We start from the raw sequence: 22,658 nt of genomic DNA on the forward strand, positions 1-22,658 counted from the left end.
AATGAAAACATTATATACAACAAGTGTTACTGCAAAAGGCGGAAGAAACGGACAGGTAAAAAGCGAAAACGGAATTTTGAACCTTGAAGTAAGAATGCCGAAAGCTTTAGGCGGAGCAAATGATGATTTTACCAATCCGGAAATGCTTTTCGCAGCAGGATATGCAGCGTGCTTTGATAGTGCATTAAATTTGATCATTAGTAAATCTAAAATTCAAACCGGTGAAACTTCGGTAGCTGCAAAAGTAAGCATCGGGCAAAATGAAGATGGTGGTTTTGGTCTTGCAGCAGAACTCGATGTGAATATTCCAGGAGTTTCTATTGAAGAAGCTCAGGAATTAACAGAAAAAGCGCATCAAATTTGTCCTTATTCAAATGCGACAAGATCCAATATTGAAGTTAAGCTTTCGGTGACCAATAACTAAGATTAATTTCTTCAAATTATATAAAATCTGCTTCTTTTGATGCAGATTTTTTTATGTTTTATTTTAAAAGCGACTTTAAGACCTGTTTATGTGACATTTTTTTTAGCATTCTCATTCAAAAAGCTAAATTTGCAAGTAAAAAATAATAGGTTAAATTTTAAAGAAATCATTCAATGAAACTTGAAATGGCAGAAAAAAGTAAGGTTCAAAGCATTCCTAAATTTATGATTGAAAAGCTTCGTTTTAATTCTATATTTTTCATCAGCGGTTTGCTATTTAACATTACATGGTGTATCTCATTATTAATTACGCATTCTATAGAGTTTTACATCATTGGGTTTTCTGCTTTTTTACTGATTATAAATGGTGGTTGCGAGATTTTTTTCGCTCTTGCCAATAAAAGAAAATTAGAGGCATGGGGATTATTCATACAGTCTGGAATACTTACAATAATTACTGGAATTTTAATTTTATTTGATCTTGTAAATATTCTAAATGTAAATGAAGTTTTTTTATCTTACTTTTTTATAGCTGGTTTCTTTAATCTTATCCTGGCAGGTTCACTGGCGCAATACGGAATGATAGATTGGAGCCGTTTTAGGAATTTAAACTGGGTTGTAATTTTAGTATCGGCATCAGCCTTATTAATGTTGGTAAGTGATTGGGGAAATACAGATATACTGCTTGGTATTACTTCTGTTTTGTTTGGATGCGGAAGAATGATTTTAACGGCTAATTTTTCAGAATTAAACACTTTTCCGGACAAAGTAAGCAGAGAGGTTTATCAAAAAATTGATGGAGTGAAAGTAGAATATTTTGAAGCTTTGGAGAAGAACTGGGATGCTGACAGTAATCTATTTCTTTAGGGATGATTCTTAGTATTTTTAAGAATTTTATAAGATTACGACAGATTAAATAGCAACAATTAGGTATAAAAAAATCCCATTTCGTTAGAAATGGGATTTTTTGTGTCTGTTAATGAATAATTTACAAACGTTTAACTTTTCTTGAAAATTTGGTATTTTGGTTTTTCGTAATCAGTTATGTCCAAAATAATATCATAAACGCCTGTTGAAATTTCAATATTATCTCCTTTTGGCATTATTCCGTCGCTCATATCTTTTCCAAAGTTTAAAGTCCAATCGTCATTAAAACGAAATTTAAGCTCTCCTGTTTTTAAAGTCACATTTTTAATTGTCCAAATTCCTTTTGTTTCAGTTTCAAAAAGTTTTGCATCAGGACCATCCCAGCCTTTTTCTGTGGCAGTTCCTACAATTCCCCAAGAAGGAAATATTTTTGTTGCTTTTTTTAGTTGATTTCCTACATGAAAACTTAATGACTCTATTTGTGAAGTCTTGTCTCTTTCAAAAATTACATCACCCATTAATTCTTCAGCGAAAAATAAATTTTCTTTTACAGGATATAGAATAGTTGTAGGCCCGTTTCCACTTTGCAATTTTAATTTATTGTTTTCAACTGTAAGGTAAATTACAAAATTGTCTTCTACTTGATAAGTTCCCACATATTGCTTTAAAGTTTCTGAGCTTACGTTGGCTACAATTGGAATTTTATAATCTTTATCATATAAATTATACAAAGTTTTTATAATAGCATAAGTGGCAGTATTTAAACCTCTTTCTGTATTTGTAAGCAGTATAATGCAGACATCATCTTGGGGAATTTGAACAAAATTGCTGCAAAAACCAGCTCCATAACCACTATGGCCAACTGTCATTTTTCCAAACATTTTCATTGTAATCCAACCATAACCATAATTTTTTTTGAAAGATGTATATGCTTTTTCTAAATTTTCTTTGGAGATAATTTTGTAATTTTTTAGTCCATTATAATATTTGTTTAAATCTTCAACAGTTGAGTATATTCCACCAGCTGCAAAAGGCATAGGTGGATCATAAACAATCGATGGTTTTTGTTCTTTTTCAGTAAAAATCTCATAGCCAATGGTTTTATTTTCACTTTTTAGATTTTTAAAAGCAAAACCACTTTGCTTCATTTTCAATGGTTTGAATATGTATTTTTCAACTGCTTTTTCGTAACTCATTCCAGTAACTTTTTGAATTACATAGCCTAGAAAATAATATCCCGAGTTAGAATAACTCCAATCGGTTCCAACTGGAAAATCCAAAGGTTTTGTTTTTTGAAATTCAATAAATGATTTTTCCGTTTGGTCTTTCATATCATTTCCTCTTGTATAGTCATAAACTCCAGAGGTATGGGTTAACAAACTTTCAATTGAAATAGCATTTGCATCGGGATAATCTGGATAGAACTTTGAAAGTTTATCCTGCAATGAAAGTTTTTTTTCTTCTACTAATTTTAAAATTACCGTTGCTGTAAAAGTTTTTGTAATGGAATATATTTGAAAAATGCTCTTAGCGTTATTTTCCTTTTTTAGAGCTACATTTGATAATCCATAACCTTTATCTAGTAAAGTTTCTCCTTTTTCAGAAATAAAAACAGAACCGTTAAATAGATTTTGTTGATTGTAAAATTCAAAAAGTTGTTCTAATTTTTCTTTCTTAGTTTGTGCAAAACCCAATTGTGTTATAAATAATAAAATAAAAGTGATTGATTGAATTGATTTCATGTTTTTTTTAGACTTTTTATTGAATTCTAACTAACAGTTTGCCCTTTGTGACAGTTGCGTAAATTTAGAATAAAAGATTACAAATAAAAATTCCGAACTGAATTTTCAAGCAAAATTCAGAGCACAATCCAAGTGTCGGGGATTAAACCAAAAATCTATTGATTTCTATACTATTTAGCCATTTTTTTTTATTTCAAAAAATGAATGTATTAAAAACCAAATAAATAGAAAAATTAATGTAAACTTTATCTTATTTATAAAAAATATTACATCTTTACAAAAACTTTAAATCATGAGAAAAATAGTATCACTGTTTTTTGTTTTGTTTCTGTTTGCTTCCTGCGATAAGGACGGTAGTATTTTTAACGGAGAAGCACAACTGCCCCCGGCAACAACTACCGGAGCAAACACTGTTGGATGTCTAGTCGACGGCAGAGTATTCTTGCCGCATCAAAGCGGCATTAATCCTTCAGTAAATTGTTTCTATCAAATTGAAGGAGGAGAACAATATTTCGTTCTGAATTTCGCTGATCTTCGCAACGAAAAAAGTGAAATGGTCGTGGTGATGCTCAGAAAAGTTGAAGTAAAAGAAGGAGAAGTGTACAAACTAAACAAAAAATTTTCTATAGCACCTGAACTCACCGGAGCAATAGGAGTTTACAGTACAGCGGATAGTCAGTTATATTATACTAATGAAATCGTGAAGGGTGAATTGAAAATAACGCGTTTAGATCTTTCAAAATCAATTATAGCAGGGACTTTCTGGTTTGACGCCGTTAGTGATAAAGGTGCAAAAGTGCAGATAAGAGAAGGACGTTTTGATTGGAATTATTAATGTTAAAAACAGTATATGATAAGAAAAATTACTTTTAACACATTTATTCTGTTTACTTTATTTAAAGAAATTAGCTTACTTTTAAGTTGATTTGCAGGATAATTATTTTAAATTTTTATTAGTAAACGGTTTGTATGTCCTGTTTGGGATTGATCAAAAAATCTATTTAATTTCTCAACTGTTTTTAAATGAAAATGATAATTTGTTTTAGTTAAAAGAATACCTGAACTCACGTTTGTAATAATTACACCCAACGGCTTCAATTAAACTTTTTTAATTAGTCTGTGATTAATTTGAATTTTACAGGTTGAAAAAATATATTTGAATTTTTCTCAAAATAAATTCCGTTTTCTTTTTTATCAAATTTTACTTTGTAATTATGAACTATGGTAGTTTGTGCAATTACATTTACCTGGTAAGTATCTTCAATTTTATTTACTTTGGATATATCCTGAACAATACCATTAATCACAACCGATTTAGGAACAACAGAAGTGTCATTTAATTTAAAACTAACTATATATCCTCTTTCACGATTACTGTTATAACTTTTATACGTTTGATTTTTAATATCTAAAAGCTGTCCGGAACAGGAAAAAAGAAAAAAAAGTCCAAAAGAAAATAATAAAAAGACGGCTTTAGGAATACTATTTTTCATACTTTTAGCGTTTTGCAACCACAAATTTAACTTAAATTAAACGATTGAAAAAATAATGAAATTAAAATACATTGTTAAAACATTACTTGTAGGATTGGTTTTTACAGCTTGCAGCAAAGATTCTGATTCTGACACTAAAGAAGCCACAACTACCAAGCCAGACGAGATTAACAACTTTGTTTGGAAAGCTATGAATTCTTGGTACTACTGGCAGCCCAATGTAGCCAATTTGTCCGACGACAAAATCACTTCTACCGAAGTATATAACAATTTAATCAACGGAAAAACTCCCGATGCGCTTTTTTATTCACTCCTATATCAAAGAGGAACTGTCGATAGATTTTCCTGGATTGAAAACAGTAATCAGATTGTGCGTGTTTCAAAAATTGCAGAAGTCGAAAAAATAGGTGGTTTTAATTACGCAATCTACCCAAAAGACGGATCAAATACAAATATGGTAGCCTTAATTAACTACATTGTACCTAATTCACCAGCAGCTTTGGCAGGATTGAAAAGAGGCGATGTTATTACAAAAATAAATGGAAGCCAGCTTACTTCAAGTAATTATAATCAACTGGAAAATACACAATTGACAATTACTTTGGCAGCAAGCGTGCAATTTACAAGCAGTAGTTTAGTTACTACTGACAAAGCAGGAACTGTTACTGTAACAACAACAGAAATTAATGAAAACCCAGTTGCTTATTACGAAAAGAAAGTATATGGGGCAAAGAATATTGGTTATCTGGTTTTTAATGGTTTCAAACCCGATTATAATGATGAACTCAATTTGGCTTTCGCTAAAATGCAATCGGATGGAATTAATGAATTGGTTTTAGATTTAAGATACAATGGAGGCGGTTCATTACAAACGGCAGTTGCTCTGGCTCAGATGATTAATGGCGGTTTTACTAATAAACCATATATTTATTTAGACTTCAATAATAAACACAATAGTGAAGACGGCTATCAAAATCTTTCCGACAAAGTAAACATTTTTAACTTGGTTGATAACGAACCAACTTTTCAGAGGCAAGAAAGTATAAACAGCCTTGCTTTGACAAAAATATATGTGCTGGTAAGTTTTCAAACTGCTTCTGCCAGCGAGCTCACGATACAATGTCTGAAAAAATACATTAACGTAGTTACAATAGGAGAAGAAACTGTTGGCAAATTTGTTGGCTCAAACACATTATACGATTCTCCTGCTACTGATTATACGTCCTATGCCAATCGAAGCACTAAGCACAAATGGCAATTGCAACCTATTACTTTTTCATATTACAATAAAGACAAAGACGCAAATCCAGCGAAAATTGTACCTGATTACGAAATCAATCCTTATATTACTTTCCTAAATCTGGTTGAATTTGGAAACGTAAAAGATCCTTATTTGAATAAAGCTCTCGAATTAATTACAGGGCAAACTATGCGAACTACAGCAAAAACCGCCAATTCTTCTTTTTTATTAAAAATTGACAATCTTGCTGCATTAAACCCTACAAATACTGCCAAAGGTTTATATATAGAGGATATTAAAAGGTTGAAAAATCAATAATTAGCAACGAAATTAAATTTACGAATTAAAGTAGAAGTAGTAAAAAAAATGGCGTCAATTGTATTCAATTGACGCCATTTGGATTTTGTGACGGGAACAGGACAAATTTCAACATCTTTTATGGATGATTTGAAGAAATTAGCTTACTATTTCCTCTAATAATTAACATATCTAATAGCATTAATAAACTTTCGTTATCATTTCATCTATAGGCAAACGAACTTTTTTGGTAGTTGCCATATAGTCTTTTTCCGAATCCCGATATCCTAAAGCGAGGATAACTGTAGAATGCAACCCTTTTTGTTTCAAACCCAAAACCCCATCGATAATGGCGGCACTAAATCCTTCGATAGGAGTGGCGTCCACTTTCAATTCTGCCGCAGCAATAAGTGCAGTTCCTAGTGCAATATAAGCCTGTTTTGCTGCCCAAAGTGCTTTTTGCTCTGCGTTAATAGCGCTAAAATAGGAATGCAATCCATTTCTAAATCCTGATAAGGCACCAGCATCAAGACCTCTTTGTTTTTCTGTCATTAGAATGTAATCGTCAATGTAACTCGAAGACATGTCATTGAATGCAGCAAAAACCAACAAATGAGAGCAAGAGCTAATCTGTCCATTATACGAATCAGCACCTAATTTTTTTTGAATTTCCGGATTGCTTACAACAAAAACACGGTAAGATTGCAGACCACAAGAAGATGCTGAAAGATTTATAGCCTCTAAGATCTGATCGACCTTTTCTTCTGTTACTTTAATGTTACTGTAAGCTTTTGTGGCGTAGCGCCATTTTAAATTTTCTATCAAATTCATTGCTATGTCTATCTTAATTTTTGGCAAATATAAATGATATTGTTTTCTTTTTCGAGTTTTTGAAGCGCCCTGGGAAACTCCAAATCCATAATCTTAGGCCACTAAAGAATATTTATCTGTTTTACTTCATTATTATATTTGTTTAAAGATTATTAATCTTTATAAATAAACTTTAAAAGAATAATTAACTGATTTTATGTGTAAATAAAAATATTTAATCTTTTATATTCAAATTTGCAAGGTAAAAAAACTAAACATTATCATCAGATGAAAGCGAACATACAAGAAAATAGGGGAATAAACGAAAAGAAGAATATTGAAAAAACTCAGAATACAATCCCGAATGATTTTGCATTCACACTAAAAAGCACTTGTTTAGATGAAAACTATCACCCCTCAAGTGAAACGCGTTTGACAACCAATTTTGCAAACCTGGCCAGAGGAGGTAATCGCCAACAAAACTTGCGTAATGCCTTAAATATGATTAACAATCGATTCAATGCGTTGGCTCATGTAGATAACCCAAAAGCTGATCGTTACCTTGTAGAACTTGAAATCATCACAGTAACGATGAGTATTGATGATAAGAATGGTATTAACAATCTGCCGTTGATTGAAGTTTTAAAAACGAATATTTTTGACCGCAAGACTAGCCAGCATATCGAAGGTATCGCCGGAAATAATTTTTCGTCTTATGTTCGTGATTATGATTTCAGTATTTTATTGATCGAGCACAATAAAAATAAATCTAATTTTTGCATTCCTGAAAAATTTGGTGATTTACACGGAAAACTTTATAAGTGTTTTGTAAGTTCAGCCACTTATAAAGAGCACTTTAAGATGTCGCCGATCATTTGTCTAAGTGTATCGAGCAACAAAACTTATACTCGCACTGAGTATCAGCATCCGGTTTTGGGCTTTGAGTATCTGCAGGATCAGTATTCTATCACTGATGAATATTTCTCTAAAATGGGCTTAAAGGTTCGTTTTTTCATGCCTCAGAATAGTGTGGCACCGATGGCTTTTTATCATTCCGGAGATCTGCTTGCTGATTATACTGATCTTGGATTAATCAGCTCAATCAGTACGATGGAGACTTTTCAGAAGATTTATCGCCCTGAAATTTACAATGCAAATTCAGTGGCTGGAAAAATCTATCAACCTACTCTTAAACACGAAGATTATTCACTGACTCGCGTGGATTATGACCGTGAAGAGCGCAGCCAATTGGCTGTTGAACAGGGTAAATATGCTGAAGAGTATTTCATTAAGCCTTACAAAAGTCTCCTGGAACAATGGTCTGCTAATTTTATCCTTTAATTGATTACAACGCATTAAAATTATACTACTTATGAAGAAATTATTATTACCCACCTCTATTGTTGGAAGTTTACCCAAACCTGCTTGGCTTGCACCACCCGAAAAACTTTGGTCACCATGGAAATTAGAAGGCGATCAGCTACTTGAAGGAAAACAAGATGCTTTACGCATTTCTCTACAGGAACAACAATTGGCAGATCTGGATATCATTTGTGACGGTGAGCAGACACGCCAACATTTTGTAACGACTTTTATCGAGCATTTAAGCGGTGTAGATTTTGAAAATCGTAAAACTGTAAAAATCCGTAACCGTTATGACGCGAGTGTTCCAGTGGTTGTAGGTGAGGTTGCACGTCAAAAAGCAGTTTTTGTTGAAGATGCTAAATTTTTACGTAAACAGACTAACAAGCCTATAAAATGGGCATTGCCAGGCCCGCTGACAATGGTAGATACCTTGTACGACGACCATTATAAAAGCAGGGAAAAATTGGCGTGGGAATTTGCGAAAGCACTCAACGAAGAAGCAAGAGAACTTCAAGATGCAGGGGTAGATATTATCCAATTTGATGAACCTGCATTTAATGTGTTCTTTGATGAAGTAAACGATTGGGGAATGGCAGCATTAGAAAGAGCCATTGAAGGTTTACACTGTCAAACTGCGATTCATATTTGCTATGGTTATGGAATACAAGCAAATACTGATTGGAAAAAGACATTAGGTTCGGAGTGGCGACAATACGAAGAAATTTTTCCGAAAATTCAAAAATCTAAAATTGATGTGGTGTCTTTAGAATGTCACAACTCCAATGTGCCTTTAGATTTAATGGAACTTGTTCGCGGTAAAAAAGTAATGGTTGGCGCCATTGATGTGGCAACCAACACTATCGAAACACCAGAAGAAGTAGCGAATACCCTGCGTAAAGCGCTTGAGTTTGTAGATGCCGAAAATCTTTATCCTTCTACAAATTGCGGTATGGCTCCGCTATCTCGAAACATAGCCAGAGGCAAGTTAAGTGCTTTAAGTGCAGGAGCAGAAATTATACGCAAAGAACTTGGGATTTAGTTCTCAATATATTAATAATGAAGTCCGTGCCTCCACGGAGGAATAATATTTAAAACACATTGAAGAAATTATTAGAAGTATTAAAAAAAGCAGGTTTCGACGGTTTCCTGTTAATGATAGCCACCATGATTCTGATGGCTTATTTTTTGCCAAAGCCGGGTATGGTCAAAGAACCTATTTCGCTGGAGGAGATTGCCAATGCTGGCGTTTCATTGATTTTCTTGTTTTATGGCATGCGACTGAGTGTTGAAAAACTAAAAGCTGGACTTTCCAACTGGAAAATGCACATTGTCGTCCAATTGACAACCTTTTTGTTTTTTCCGCTCATTGTTTTGGCATTTCGCCCGTTGTTTGTCAATAACGCCTTCGAGCTGCTTTGGCTGGGTGTATTTTTTCTGGCAGCATTGCCGTCTACAGTTTCCTCTTCTGTGGTCATGGTTTCCATTGCCAAAGGAAACATTCCTGCAGCCATTTTCAATGCAAGCATTTCCAGTTTGATCGGAGTAGTCGTTACACCTATCTGGGTTGGGCTGTTTATAGCTTCTGCTACAGGTGATTTTGATGTTACTCAAATCGTCATAAAGTTGATTCTTCAAGTATTGCTGCCTGTCATCATTGGCATAAGCCTTAATTCCCGTTTCGGCGCCATTGCCGAAAAATACAAGAAACAGCTCAAATATTTCGACCAGTCAGTTATTCTAACGATTATTTACACGTCGTTTTGCAAGTCATTTTCCGAACATCTTTTTGAAGGCTTCACCGCCCTTGAACTTGCCGGACTCGCTGCAGGGATGATGGCGTTGTTTTTTGCCGTATTCTTTTGTGTCGGACTAATTAGCCGTATGCTTGGTTTTTCTGATGAAGACCGTATTACTGTCTTATTCTGCGGGTCTAAAAAGTCATTGGTACACGGCACCGTTATGTCAAAAGTACTTTTTCAGCACAGTACCATCACCGGCATCGTATTGCTGCCGCTCATGCTTTATCATGCCTTGCAATTAATTGCCGCAAGTATTATCGCTCAGGGTATGGCCCGACGAAAATAAGTATAATTTTTTTATGACGCGGCCCTTTATCTTTTTTTGGATAAAGGGTAATAAAGATAACGCTTCCTGCTATAAAATAATGTCTTTTAGATTTTTATACTGTGAAGATGAAAGCTGCAGTATTTTATGTTTTTAACTTATGTAAAATAAGATCTTTGTATTGCTTTTGGTTATATTTGAAGAATTTTATTCTGTTTTAGGAATAAATTAAACCTGTTTAAAGTAAAAACGCTATGGAACAAATAGACGATATTGATCTTCAGTTATTAAATATATTACATGATAATTCTAAATACACTGTAAAAGAGCTTGCTAAAATGGTAAATCTTTCGGCATCGCCTGTTTTTGAGCGAATTAAAAGATTGGAGAACAGTGGTTATATTAAGAAGTATATAGCTTTGTTGGATGCAGAAAAACTAAACAGAGGGTTTATTGTTTTCTGTAATATCAAACTTAAACAGCACGATCGTAATATCGGGAATCAATTTGTTAGTGATATTATGAAAATAGAAGAAGTTGTAGAATGTTACAATATCTCAGGTGATTACGATTTTTTAATGAAAGTTTCTGCCAAAGACATGAAGCATTACCAAGATTTTGTATTTAATAAATTGGGATCAGTTGAAAGTATAGGGAGTACCCAAAGTACCTTTGTTATGTCGGAAATAAAAAATTTGTATGGATAATTTGTTTGTAATCAATTTTATTTAAATCTCAATAATTATTATAATTACAAGAAGATTACCCATGAAAAAGCAAACCTATATTATTTTCCTATTTTTTTTTATTAATCTAATTCAAGCACAAAAGAATAGTCCAGATTATTTTACATTAAAGGGCGTTTTAAAAAACAATTACAAAGGGTATTTATACGTTTCTTATGATGATAAAAATGATAGTTGTTTAGTAGAAAATAATAAATTTTCTTTCAAAGGGCATATACAAGGTAACATGACAAATGTATTTTTCGGGTTGAGAGGAAAGACTTGTGTAATGAAAAAAGAATTTTTTATCGAAAATAAAAATGTTAAAATCAACTTAGCTTTTTATGAAGAAATCCAAGACAAGGATACGACAGTTTTTTTTCATACAACTTCAATTGTGGGTACAAAAACAGCTCTAATACAGAATGATTACGAAAAATTTGCTGCCAGTAATTTATATGCTAAAAATCAGCATCAAAATTTATACAGAAAGCTAAACACAATGGCAGTTAAAAACCCAAAAAATTATTATGTGGGTAATTTAGTAGAGGAAATGTGTTGGGATAGTACCCTGGATAAAAATCAATTAAAAAAAATATATAGCAAATTAGATAAAAAAAATCAACGAGAAAGCACTATTTATATTATAGAAAAAAAACTGTATCCTAAAAACGATATAAATGTAAACGATATGGTCTATGATTTTGAATTGCCGGATGAAAACAATACTGTATTTAAAACAGCATCTTTAAAAGGGAAATGGTATCTGATAGATTTTTGGGCAACCTATTGTAGTATTTGTATCGCTGCATTTCCTAAATTGCAAAAGATTCATGATTTATATAAAGACAGGAATTTTGAAATTTTAGCAGTTTCCGTTGATAAAGATTTGAAACAATGGCAAAATTTCTTGAAAGAATATGATCTAAAATGGAAAAATTTGATTGAAAAAAGAGGTATTGACGATAGCGAAGCTGTAAAAAAATACATTTCTTTTACCCCATCAAATTTTTTAATTAACCCCGAAGGCAAAATAGTTGCAAGGAATATTAGTCCCGAAGATTTAGAAAAATTCCTCAAAAAAAATTTAAAATAACCCCTCGCTCTCCGAAGTGTTCTCATGAAAAGCTGCGCAAATGTCTCTGACTTTGTGCATTTTTTTTTGTTCCTTAGAAATTATAAATCTACTAGAAGTCTCCCGACTTTTTTACCGTTACTTATTATTATTGTCTTGGATTTTTTTAAATTCAGAAAAAATATTCTAAGAAAATTAGTTTTAAAGTCAGAAACTTCATGAGGTTTCTATTTTTCAATTATATTTGGTTAAAATGGCGCAAAGTCAGAGACATTTGCGCAGCGTAAAGAAGAACACTTCGTAGAGCGGGGAGCTTTTAAAAAAGACGGAATTGTAATTTTCCCTTTTTTTCTTTTAACTTAATAGTATTGAGTTAATTTTTCACGACTTGATTCTAAACGATATTGGAGAAATGCGGCATATTTATTAAATATATTTATAGAGTTTCCAGCAGGCTTTATTTCATTAAGTTTAATAAAGAATTTTTTTTCATCAAAATTAAATTCAACTTCTTCATCTAGACTAAGTTCAATGTTATTAATTATTAAATTCTCTGATTTTTCATCTACCACTGAAAGTAATATCTTGTTATTTTTTTTGTTTAATTCAATAATTCCAATTCTTAAACCGTTAAAACTTCGATAATAGTTTTCCTTTGTCCAATCAATTGTTGTATTGTTTTCGTACACATCAAACTTTCTCTGTTTGAATTTTATTACTTGACCCTTCATGCCAATGTAACTAATGCTTATAGTTTGATCTTCAGTTATAGAATCTAAAGTGAATTCCCCATCAAAATCGGTTTGAGTTCCACGTTTAGTCTCTTGTACGACTACTGAAACACCCGGTATAGGGATGTTATCATGACTAAAAATTTTACCTTTCAACGTTGATCCAATTAAATTTGTTAATACAATAAGACCACCTATATCAGAAGGGGGTTGATTTTTGACTTCTATGCTTACAGACGGACCATTCTTGGCTATTTTATTAAAAGATACAATATAGCTACCATGTACTGCGCCGATGTCTAAATTTCTATTAACAAGGCCGTAATCCATCCATATAAATCCTTTGTCTCCTACGGAGTCACCATGAGAATCCAGTACTTTAAAGGCTTTAATATCATCATCATAATCTACAATTACCATAGCATGTTCTTTGTTTGAGGTTGGGTTACGTTTAGTCCATCTTCCTTTTTTTTCTGAGACATACAGAGCATCATAAAAACCTTCGTCTAATTTAGTGGCAATGCAAATGGGATATCCTTGGTTTAATAAATACTTAAATTGATCGACACCAATATGTACAATATCAAAAGAGAATTTTCTATCAAGAAGTCGTTTGTTTAAAACCTCTTTTGGACAAGATTCGAAACAAAAATTTTTTGGCTTATCTTGTGGATAAGGATATGTATCCCAGTATACAATTTGATCTGTAAAAAGAGATCCAAATGCAGTTGAGTATGCAATTCCATTCTCAGAGCAATTCCTGTTAGAGTTTCCATCTCGATTACCCATTATCCAAATATAAGTAGGACTATACATTATTTGCTTCTTACCTTTTACTTGGTTTTTTGTAATTCCGTTTAAAAAATTTTCTCTTATTGATAATGCTTCGGCAACTGCAAAAGCGGTGCAAGATCCTTGATTTCCTTGATCATATACTTTAGGTAGATATTGATCAAGTGTTTCAGGTAATTTTTTACCAATTTTTAAGTTTGTTATCTTGGGGATTGATCCTGTATTTTTATTTTTTGTTAGATATGTTTCGTTCTCAGGAGCTAATCCAGTATAAAATGTAAATTTTTGTCCGTAGAAAAATTGGGATAAAAATATGAAAAACAATAATAAGAAATTTGATATAAATTTACTCATACGATTGTATTTATATTTTATTTCCTTTTGAAGCTTGTGCAAATACTGAGATTTCGCCTTTTGATGAGACTTTTACTATATTTGCGGAAGTCTTTTTAAATTTTAAATCGAAACCTATTTTATTTGTATCATCGATTGGCACAACATTTATGTTTAAACCATTTTCTAAAGTTGCCTTTAAACTTGTATTTATCGTGTCATTTGTTTCTATTTCAGCTTCAAAACCATAAATTTTAAGAACTTTTGTAAGGACAACATTTTTTTTACTTATAAGATGTTTACGATAATTAACGATTGCTGGATCAGTGGACGAATTAATATAGTCTAAAAAGGGGACTGTTTCTATGCTTTCAATTCTCCACGATCCGCTTTTTATTGTTATTTTTCTAGCATTTGAAACTAAAGCGCCTAGTTGTGCATTTACGGTTTTAAGAAAATTGCCATCAATCATCATGTCAAAAGCAGATTCATTCATTTTTGAAAGATCACATTGCGATACCATTGCGCCATTATTAATAAAGCTATTAAGTACGGAAGGGTCTTTACAAATCTTAAAGAAATCAATTTTATCGATAGATTTATCTTTTGATAAAATATACCCTAATCCTTTAGAGCTAGATGCTCCTAAGTATATAATATCCTTTTGGAATGTTTGGTTTTGTGAGCAGTTTTTGAACCATGCCTGCCAAGCTTTCCATTGCGTACCTTTTGATGCGGGCACCGATAAAGCTACTATAGTGTCATTAAACTCACTTGAAGTTACAACATTAATAGAATCTATAAGCCCCTGAGATGGTTCTTCTAATACAACATTTTTTTTCTCGCAAGAAACTGCACAAAGCACTATACAAAGAATTAACAAAATCTGAGTAATAATTTTTTTCATAATTTAAACGTCTAAAGGTTAAAAATAATCTGTTTTTGTTTTTGAGAATTGATCATTTATAATTTGTGAATTTAATTAATAGTTGTGATATGACGATAGGTATTTTTACTTGTTTTTTTTTGTGTAACTATCTTTATGTTAGTTTTTTATATTTATTTTGTTCATTGTAGAAAAATTGATAATATGATTCTACGTTCTCCAATTGTAAGTACGGAAATGCCTTAATTTAATTACTATGTTTTTAAAAAAAAAATATAGTGCGGAAGGCTTTAAGGTTTAATAATTATTTTTAGAGACCCTTTACAATAAAATTTCTTTTAATTGAAAAAAAAGGATTTATCTAATAACAATTTTTTAAAGATGAAGTTAATAGAATTACGTAATTAGGTAATGTTTTTCTAAATATTTTAAAGAATGTGCCTATTATATTTACGCAAATTATCTTTGTGAAAACAAGGGGGAATTATAGGGGAAAGAAAAGTGTCTAATATCGTCCATTAAAGTCTAGTAATGTCCAATAAAAAACCCGCTATTAGCGGGTTTTAATTTACTTAAGAATTATTCATTCTTCATTATTGTGACCTCGACTGGATTCAAACCAGTAACCTCTTGAGCCGTAATCAAGTGCGCTATTCAGTTGCGCCACGAGGCCTTTTTTGTTATCAATTCAGCTATTTTTTGTAGCTTTGTTGATTGCTTATTGCGGGTGCAAAGATAGGAACAAATGTGAGATATACAAGAGAAAAATAACATAAAATTAAAAAAAAATGCAGTTAGAAAATTATATACGTGATATTCAGGGTTTTCCAAAAGAAGGAATTTTATTTAAAGATATAACTCCGCTACTAAATGACCCAATTGCGACTAAAGAATGCCTTAAAATTCTGGTTGAATCTCTTAACGGACAAAAAATCGACAAGGTAGTAGGAGCAGAAAGTCGTGGCTTTTTCTTCGGAATGTTGTTGGCGCAGGAGTTAAATGCCGGTTTTATTCCCGTAAGGAAACCAAAAAAGCTACCGTATGAAACAATTTCTGCATCATATGAATTAGAATATGGCACTGATAGCTTAGAAATGCACACAGACGCAATAAAAAAAGGAGACAGGGTTTTGATCCATGACGACGTTTTGGCGACAGGAGGGACGGCAAAAGCAGTTTGCGAATTAGTAGAGAAATTAGGCGGCGAAATTGTGCAATGCAATTTCCTTATGGAATTAAGTTTCCTGAACGGAAGAGAAAAAATTAAAGAAAATCCAATTTTTGCTGCAATAACCTACTAAGCAGAACCAGAATAATCAAAAAACAAAATTGTCTTAGTTATTTTAAACTAAGACAATTTTATGTTTTATAGCATATAATACCAAACCTATTCGGGTTTTGATTTCTAGTTTGTCAAATAAACATTCCCGATAACCATCAATTGTTTTAGGACTTAAACACATTTCTGAGGCAATCTCTTTGTATGTTTTTTCGGTGCACGCATGTTTTATAAAAATGATTTCTTTATCCTTCAAATTGATTTTAGTCGAATCACTGTTGGCTTTTTTGACTAACATTCCGGATACCAATTCCGTAAAGTAAAATCCTTTTTCGATAACAGATGTAATTCCGCTTCTAAAAATTTCAGGAGATGTGTCTTTTAGCAAATAACCTTTGGCACCATTTGTCAGCATTTTAATAATGACTTCTTCGTCATCATTTACAGATAAAGCGATTACTTTAAGTGAAGGTCTGTTTTCTTTAATCCATTTCATGGCGCTTAAACCATCTAAAACAGGCATGTTTACATCTAACAAAATTAAATCAACTTCTAAGTCGACGTTTTCCTGTAAGTACGAAATGAATACTTTTCCGTTTTCAAAGCGGTTAATTACTTCAAAATCTTTAAAACTATTGATCAAAAGTTCTAGTGATTGTGAGAATAATAAATGGTCATCTACAATAATAATTTTGTTTTTAGGTTTCATCGGGTTCAGTTAAAGGATATTCTAGTGTTACAGCGGTTCCAGACGAATCTGAATTCATAATTAATGTTGCACCAATTAATTTGGCTCTCAATTTCATGTTGTTTAAACCTATTCCTGAATTTGTCTGGAGCGGATCATAACCAATTCCGAAATCTTTAATTTTTAAACAAAATAAATCATCGGTTGTGGTAATATTTACTTCAAACAAATCACTGTGCGAATGTTTTAAACTATTGTGCAGCGCTTCTTGAAAAATTCGGTAAATAAACAAATCATGTTCCTCGCAGATATGAGGAATTTCACCTGAAAGAGTATATTTATATTGAATTTTTTTAAGCTTCTTTATTCGCTCTAAATCCTGTTTAATGGCTTCGATAAAATTGCTTTGCAGTAAGTTGTCTTTATTTATAATTCGGGACAAAATTCTTATTTCATCCAGAGATTTGGCTAGAATTTCTTTAAGATCACGCAGTTCATTTGGTTGAATTACTTTCTCATTATTGATATGCATATTTAGCTGCATAATTCCAACAGAGATTATTTGGCCTATATTATCATGTAGTTCTTTGCTAATTTCAGAGAGCGTCTGATCTTTTATTTCAATTCGGGTTTTTATTAATTCAGATTGAAAATAAAGTTCAGATTCCATTTTATCAACCAGATAGCTATTTTTTTTCTTCAAAAAATAAAAGAATATAACGAGCAAAGTCACCAGTAAAGTTAAGAAAACAATACCTAATGAGATGACTAATAATTGTATTTCTTTTCGCTCCATATAAATCCAATTATAAAACAACTATGCGCCAGAAAATTTAGGATAAACAAAACCAAGCTAAATATGGATTCGTCTTGTCTAATCAAAAACCAGTTGATTGCCAGCATGAAAGGCAAAAATGGTACATGAAATACCAGAATACCCAGGATGTACCAAAAAAAAACTGATTTTTTGAAATTTAATATTTTGTCTGAATTGAAAATCTCTACCAAATATAAGCAAGATAATATCATAACTAACAGAACTCCAATTGCAAAGCTATAAATAAATGAATGATTGACGTTCTCTTTGAAGTACCAAATATTTAGAAAAAAAGAAACTATAAACAATATTAGAAATATATGACCGGCAAATCTGTAGGAGCGTTTCAATAAAATGCTCCGAATTAGTAGTATATAGGCAGAAAAACTTACGAACATATAGAAATTATAAACATAATAGTTTAATAAACCTGTCCATTGCGTAAAGTAGTAGCCGACTATTTCTATTAATACGGAGAACCAAATTAAAACAACTAAAAATTTAGCTTTTTTACCAGGCAGTTTGTTCAGTGAGAACAAACCGACAATACCTGATAATAAAGCTAAATAGACGATATAAGATCTTAAAAATTCAAACATAATTTTTTTAATATATTAAGCTAGGCGGTCTTCCAATGTTTCCATAATTCATTGGTGAAAGGCTTTCGACATCGCTTGAGGTTTGTTCTTGAACCAAAGCAAAACTTTGCACTTTTGCAATGGAAGTTACTGTTTTCTTTCCGGTTGGCACCAAAAATAAAGTGGTTAATCCGGCTTTTTCTCCGTGTTTTTCATCATCCGGATAAACTCCAAAGTAAAAACGGATTCCATCTACTGTATAACCATCTTCTAATCCTTGAGTTTTTATATAATGAATGTAGTTTTCCAGTTCTTCTAAGGAATACCAAATCGCATTTGCATCTTCTTTTTTAGCAGCTTTGGCGGCCAGACCAGCTCTCTTTTTATTATAATTTAAATTCAGCTGTTTAGCGAATTCCTTAGTAATTAATTGACTCGGTTTTGCGGGAGGATTTTTCATGATTTTAGTTTTTATTGGTTGGTTAAAATATTAGTCATCGAATACTTTAAAATATTCATGCCAAAATTATTTCAATCGTTTCATCAGAACAAGGGTGAAAACCCCCTTTTTTTGTCCGGTAAATTTATTTGAAAAATGGGTTAAATTACTCTTTATTAATTATTTATAAATATTTAGTTTTACATCGTTAATTTTATACTCTTCTAAAACACGAAAATGCGATCTGCCATTATTCAGGCAGAAATAAAAGCCAAGCCACCACAACAAGCAAAATAACGATCGAATTGATTGTTCAGAAAACGGAAAATAAATTCAATATTGAACGTTTAAAATCTGAATTTTCAACGCCAATTCTGTTCCATTTTATCCTAAAAGAACAGTCTTAATCTCCATATTTTAATTTCATATAATATCAATTATTTGGACAAAAATGACAATCTGGGAAACTCCGGAAATAATGTTTTTGACTTCTTAACATCATCAAAAATAACCATAAATAAAAAAGCTATGAGAACTATAAAATTAGGCGTAAAATCAAGTGAAGTATATTATTTGAATGAACTTCTCTTAAAATTGAAATATAGTGTGCTGGTTTCTGATTCTTTTGGAGTTGCAACAGATAAAGCGGTGCGGGATTTTCAATTGAAAAATAGTTTAGTTGTAGACGGAGTAGTAGGTTTGAAAACCTGGTCTGCTTTGATCGAAAAAACGAAAGTTGGATTTTCTTCGAATAGTAAATTGCTTTCCGAACAAAATTTAATTGACTTCGCAAACGAACATAATCTTGAATTAGCCGTTGTAAAAGCTGTTAATGAAGTCGAAAGCGGAGGGAAGGGATTTCTTGTCGATGGACGCCCAAAGATTTTGTTTGAAGGTCACGTTTTTTGGGAACAACTTGAAGCGCGAAATATAAATCCTGTTACCTATCAAAATGCAAACACGAAGGATATTCTTTATGAGAAATATACAAAAAAATATTATTTGGGCGGAACTGCAGAATATACACGCTTAGAAAGAGCTATAAAACTCAATCCTGACAAGAAATTCAGTGATGCGGCAAAATGTGCTGCTTCGTGGGGTTTGTACCAAATAATGGGTTATAATTCGCTTAGTATTGGATATAATACAATCGATGAGTTTGTTGAAAAAATGTATTTGAATGAAGGCGAACACCTCAAAGCTTTCGGATTGTTTCTGAAAGCCAATAATCTTATTAAACTTCTAAAAGACAAAAAATGGGCTGATTTTGCCTTAAAATACAACGGAAAAGCTTATAAAACGAATAAATACGATGAAAAATTAATGAAAGCGTATTTGAAGTTTAAGGCTTAAAAGTTTTTTTTGTTCATGTTTCAAGTTTCATGTTTTCCTTAGTTTGAGCATAATTTTACCGCAAAGTTCGCAAAGATTTACGCAAAGTTTCGCAAAGCCTTGCGTAAATCTTTGTGAACTTTGCGGTTAAGTAAAACATTCCAACAAACGTGAAACCTGAAACAAAGAAAACCTGAAACAAAAAGAAAAACCCGACAAGTTTTTAGACCTGTCGGGTTTATATTATGAGAAGTTATGTTTTATCTTAAAACAGCTCCAATTTCAGTCTCAAAAGTTTGTTGCAATTTCGACATGATTTTATCAATTTGAGAATCGGTAAGTGTTTTAGTATTGTCTTGAATTGTAAAGCTCAAAGCATACGATTTTTTACCTTCCGGAAGTTTATCACCTTCATAAACATCAAATAAATTAACGTCTTTTAAAAGCGTCTTTTCCGTTTGTTTAGCCAAATTATAAATACGCTCATAAGTTGTACTTTGATCGATTAATAAGGCTAAATCTCTACGAACTTCCGGGTATTTAGGAATCTCGGTATATTTGATTTTTCCGGTAATAATTTTCAGAACTAAATCCCAGTTGAAATCAGCATAATAAACATCTTGTTTGATTCCGAAATGTTTCAATATTGATTTTTTAACCACACCCATTTCAACCAAAGTATCGTTGTTGTAGCAAATCGCAGTTCCTTCTGAGAAAATATCAGATTGAACCGGAGCATTTGAGATTTTTTCAATTCCTAAACGAGTAAGAATTCCTTTTGCATATCCCTTCAATAAAAAGAAATCTGTTACTTTTTGCGGATTTGTCCAGCTTTCTTTGTTTCTGTTTCCAGAAATCAACAAAGTAAGATGTTTGTGCTCTTCGTAACCGTTAAGATATTTATGGTATGATTTTCCGAATTCGAATAATTTCAAATCAGAATTTCTTCTGTTAATATTATAAGAGATTGCTTCTAAACCAGAAAACAACAAGGATTGACGCATTGTTGCCAAATCACTACTTAAAGGATTCAACATCGTAACATTATGTTCTTCTTTTAAAACAGTAGATAATTTTGCATAAGCTGCTGTTGTCAAAGAGTTTGCCATCATTTCATGGAATCCTTGAGAATTCAATTGTCCCGCAATTACATTCTGAACTTTATAATCTTCCGTTCTTGGAGAATTAGCAACCGTTGCATTGAATTTTTTAGAGAATTCGATGTTGTTATAACCGTAAACTCTCAAAATCTCTTCGATTACATCAATTTCACGCTGAACATCAACACGATAAGCCGGAATTGTTAATCCTAAACCAGAATCAGAAACACTGTTTACTTTAATATCTAAAGAAACTAATATTTTCTTAATTGTATCTTTTGGGATTTCTTGCCCGATGATTTTCGAAACGTGACTGAAATTCAATAAAACAGAGAAATCTTCTACTTTTTTAGGATAAACTTCTACAACATCAGATGTTAGTTTTCCGCCCGCAACTTCCTGAATTAAAAGTGCAGCACGTTTTAGTGCATATTCCGTAATTGTTGGGTCAATTCCTCTTTCAAATCTAAAAGAAGCATCTGTATTTAATCCGTGACGTTTTGCTGTTTTACGAATACTTACAGCGTCAAAATAGGCACTTTCTAAGAATATAGAAGTTGTTCCTTCAGTCACGCCAGATTTTTTTCCTCCAAAAACACCAGCAATACAAAGCGGTCCTTTTTCGTCACAAATCATTAAATCTTCTTTGTGTAATGTTCTTTCGACATCATCTAAAGTAGTGAATTTTGTGCCTTCCGGAAGTGTTTTTACGATAATTTTTCCGTTGATTTTTGCAGCATCAAATGCGTGCAAAGGTTGTCCTAATTCATGCAAAACATAATTAGTAACGTCGACAATATTATTTTTTGGAGTTAATCCAATAGCTTTCAAACGATCTTGCAACCAGCTTGGAGATTCATGAACAGAAATTCCAGAAATGGTAACACCGCAATATCTAGGCGCCAATAAAGGTTCCTCAACATTAACGTCAATTTTTAAAGTACGCATTTCAACTCTAAAATTACTTACAGATGGCGTAATCAATTCGATATTAACACCACGTTGAAGCATTCCTGCTCTTAAATCACGCGCAGTACCAAAATGACTCATTGCATCGGCACGATTTGGCGTTAATCCAATTTCGAAAACTTCATCATTAGCAATCTGAAACACCTCAGAAGCAGCTGTTCCCGGTACCAAAGCATCATCAAGAACCATGATTCCGTCGTGGCTTGTACCCAAACCTAATTCATCTTCGGCACAAATCATTCCGTGGCTTTCCATTCCGCGAATTTTTCCTTTTTTAATGGTAAATTCACCGCCGTCTTTATCGTATAAAATAGTTCCAATAGTTGCAACAGGTACTTTTTGTCCGGCAGCAACATTCGCAGCACCGCAAACAATTTGTATAGGCGCTTCCTGACCAATATTTACAGTTGTAACTCTTAATCTGTCAGCATCAGGATGTTTTTCGCAAGTAAGTACGTGTCCTACAACAACTCCTTCTAAACCGCCTTTAATCGATTGGTATTTTTCGACAACTTCAACTTCCAGTCCTAAATCTGTAAGTAATTCTGAAGTTTGTTCCGATGTCCAGTCTGTTTTGATGAATTGTTTTAACCAGTTGTAAGATATTTTCATG

At 32.4% G+C, this 22,658-nt stretch carries 20 protein-coding genes and 1 tRNA gene; 11 read left to right on the plus strand and 10 right to left on the minus strand.

The features are described 5' to 3' along the window. Position 1 precedes the first annotated feature (1 nt). Complete coding sequence (locus WN975_RS05270; RefSeq protein WP_083694602.1) at positions 2 to 424, plus strand: organic hydroperoxide resistance protein; 423 nt, start codon at positions 2 to 4, stop codon at positions 422 to 424. A gap of 185 nt (positions 425 to 609) precedes the next feature. Further along, a complete protein-coding gene (locus tag WN975_RS05275; protein ID WP_337965574.1) occupies positions 610 to 1,290 on the plus strand; it encodes a hypothetical protein in 681 nt (226 codons plus the stop codon). 131 nt (positions 1,291 to 1,421) lie between these two features. Here WN975_RS05275 and WN975_RS05280 read toward each other — a convergent pair whose 3' ends face one another. Beyond that, on the minus strand, positions 1,422 to 3,032 hold the full coding sequence (locus tag WN975_RS05280) for a serine hydrolase (RefSeq protein ID WP_337965575.1): 1,611 nt from the start codon (positions 3,030 to 3,032) through the stop codon (positions 1,422 to 1,424). Positions 3,033 to 3,324: 292 nt separating this feature from the next. On the opposite strand from WN975_RS05280, the gene WN975_RS05285 reads away from it, so the two are divergent. Next, positions 3,325 to 3,867, plus strand: coding sequence for a hypothetical protein (locus WN975_RS05285; protein WP_337965576.1), 543 nt, complete (start codon positions 3,325 to 3,327; stop codon positions 3,865 to 3,867). 277 nt (positions 3,868 to 4,144) lie between these two features. On the opposite strand, the gene WN975_RS05290 is transcribed toward WN975_RS05285, so the two are convergent. After that, on the minus strand, positions 4,145 to 4,525 hold the full coding sequence (locus WN975_RS05290; RefSeq protein WP_337965577.1) for a hypothetical protein: 381 nt from the start codon (positions 4,523 to 4,525) through the stop codon (positions 4,145 to 4,147). Between the two features lie 55 nt (positions 4,526 to 4,580). Here WN975_RS05290 and WN975_RS05295 point away from each other — a divergent pair, with 55 nt between their 5' ends. Continuing rightward, positions 4,581 to 6,083, plus strand: coding sequence for a S41 family peptidase (locus WN975_RS05295; protein WP_337965578.1), 1,503 nt, complete (start codon positions 4,581 to 4,583; stop codon positions 6,081 to 6,083). Between the two features lie 180 nt (positions 6,084 to 6,263). Here the strand turns inward: WN975_RS05295 and WN975_RS05300 are convergent, their stop codons facing one another. Continuing rightward, on the minus strand, positions 6,264 to 6,893 hold the full coding sequence (locus WN975_RS05300) for a nitroreductase family protein (protein WP_337965579.1): 630 nt from the start codon (positions 6,891 to 6,893) through the stop codon (positions 6,264 to 6,266). Between the two features lie 267 nt (positions 6,894 to 7,160). On the opposite strand from WN975_RS05300, the gene WN975_RS05305 reads away from it, so the two are divergent. The 5 genes from WN975_RS05305 (at position 7,161) to WN975_RS05325 (ending at position 12,122) form a co-directional block, all read left to right on the plus strand. Then, positions 7,161 to 8,213 (plus strand): DUF1852 domain-containing protein, encoded by a 1,053-nt coding sequence (locus WN975_RS05305; RefSeq protein ID WP_337965580.1) that lies wholly within the window; start codon positions 7,161 to 7,163, stop codon positions 8,211 to 8,213. Between the two features lie 31 nt (positions 8,214 to 8,244). Further along, complete coding sequence (locus WN975_RS05310) at positions 8,245 to 9,276, plus strand: methionine synthase (RefSeq protein WP_337965581.1); 1,032 nt, start codon at positions 8,245 to 8,247, stop codon at positions 9,274 to 9,276. Between the two features lie 59 nt (positions 9,277 to 9,335). Further along, complete coding sequence (locus WN975_RS05315) at positions 9,336 to 10,322, plus strand: bile acid:sodium symporter family protein (RefSeq protein ID WP_337965582.1); 987 nt, start codon at positions 9,336 to 9,338, stop codon at positions 10,320 to 10,322. Between the two features lie 233 nt (positions 10,323 to 10,555). Continuing rightward, positions 10,556 to 11,008, plus strand: a complete 453-nt coding sequence (locus WN975_RS05320; RefSeq protein ID WP_095929232.1) for an Lrp/AsnC family transcriptional regulator — start codon at positions 10,556 to 10,558, stop codon at positions 11,006 to 11,008. A 61-nt stretch (positions 11,009 to 11,069) separates the two neighbouring features. After that, on the plus strand, positions 11,070 to 12,122 hold the full coding sequence (locus WN975_RS05325; RefSeq protein ID WP_337965583.1) for a TlpA disulfide reductase family protein: 1,053 nt from the start codon (positions 11,070 to 11,072) through the stop codon (positions 12,120 to 12,122). A 338-nt stretch (positions 12,123 to 12,460) separates the two neighbouring features. Here the strand turns inward: WN975_RS05325 and WN975_RS05330 are convergent, their stop codons facing one another. The 3 genes from WN975_RS05330 to WN975_RS05340 form a co-directional block, all read right to left on the minus strand. Then, positions 12,461 to 13,978: a carboxypeptidase-like regulatory domain-containing protein gene (locus WN975_RS05330; protein WP_337965584.1), complete on the minus strand. Its 1,518-nt coding sequence runs from the start codon at positions 13,976 to 13,978 to the stop codon at positions 12,461 to 12,463. Positions 13,979 to 13,988: 10 nt separating this feature from the next. After that, entirely contained in the window at positions 13,989 to 14,864 is an 876-nt protein-coding gene (locus WN975_RS05335) for a hypothetical protein (RefSeq protein WP_337965585.1), read from the minus strand. Between the two features lie 578 nt (positions 14,865 to 15,442). Beyond that, positions 15,443 to 15,516 (minus strand) — tRNA-Arg (locus tag WN975_RS05340). A gap of 115 nt (positions 15,517 to 15,631) precedes the next feature. Between WN975_RS05340 and WN975_RS05345 the strand changes: the two genes are divergently transcribed. Then, positions 15,632 to 16,144: an adenine phosphoribosyltransferase gene (locus WN975_RS05345; RefSeq protein ID WP_337965586.1), complete on the plus strand. Its 513-nt coding sequence runs from the start codon at positions 15,632 to 15,634 to the stop codon at positions 16,142 to 16,144. Positions 16,145 to 16,186: 42 nt separating this feature from the next. On the opposite strand, the gene WN975_RS05350 is transcribed toward WN975_RS05345, so the two are convergent. The 3 genes from WN975_RS05350 to WN975_RS05360 all read right to left on the minus strand — a co-directional run bounded on the left by WN975_RS05350 (position 16,187) and on the right by WN975_RS05360 (position 18,665). Further along, positions 16,187 to 16,831: a response regulator transcription factor gene (locus tag WN975_RS05350; protein WP_337965587.1), complete on the minus strand. Its 645-nt coding sequence runs from the start codon at positions 16,829 to 16,831 to the stop codon at positions 16,187 to 16,189. Then, positions 16,821 to 17,513, minus strand: a complete 693-nt coding sequence (locus WN975_RS05355) for a histidine kinase (protein WP_337965588.1) — start codon at positions 17,511 to 17,513, stop codon at positions 16,821 to 16,823. The genes WN975_RS05350 and WN975_RS05355 overlap by 11 nt, the downstream gene beginning before the upstream one ends. Before the next feature lie 720 nt (positions 17,514 to 18,233). Then, positions 18,234 to 18,665, minus strand: a complete 432-nt coding sequence (locus WN975_RS05360) for a hypothetical protein (RefSeq protein WP_337965589.1) — start codon at positions 18,663 to 18,665, stop codon at positions 18,234 to 18,236. 507 nt (positions 18,666 to 19,172) lie between these two features. On the opposite strand from WN975_RS05360, the gene WN975_RS05365 reads away from it, so the two are divergent. Further along, entirely contained in the window at positions 19,173 to 19,997 is an 825-nt protein-coding gene (locus WN975_RS05365) for an N-acetylmuramidase family protein (RefSeq protein ID WP_337965590.1), read from the plus strand. 239 nt (positions 19,998 to 20,236) lie between these two features. On the opposite strand, the gene pheT is transcribed toward WN975_RS05365, so the two are convergent. Next, on the minus strand, positions 20,237 to 22,657 hold the full coding sequence (gene pheT / locus WN975_RS05370; RefSeq protein ID WP_121330935.1) for a phenylalanine--tRNA ligase subunit beta: 2,421 nt from the start codon (positions 22,655 to 22,657) through the stop codon (positions 20,237 to 20,239). Between the last annotated feature and the right edge of the window lies 1 nt (position 22,658).

This window comes from uncultured Flavobacterium sp., assembly GCF_951805225.1.
GTDB lineage: Bacteria > Bacteroidota > Bacteroidia > Flavobacteriales > Flavobacteriaceae > Flavobacterium.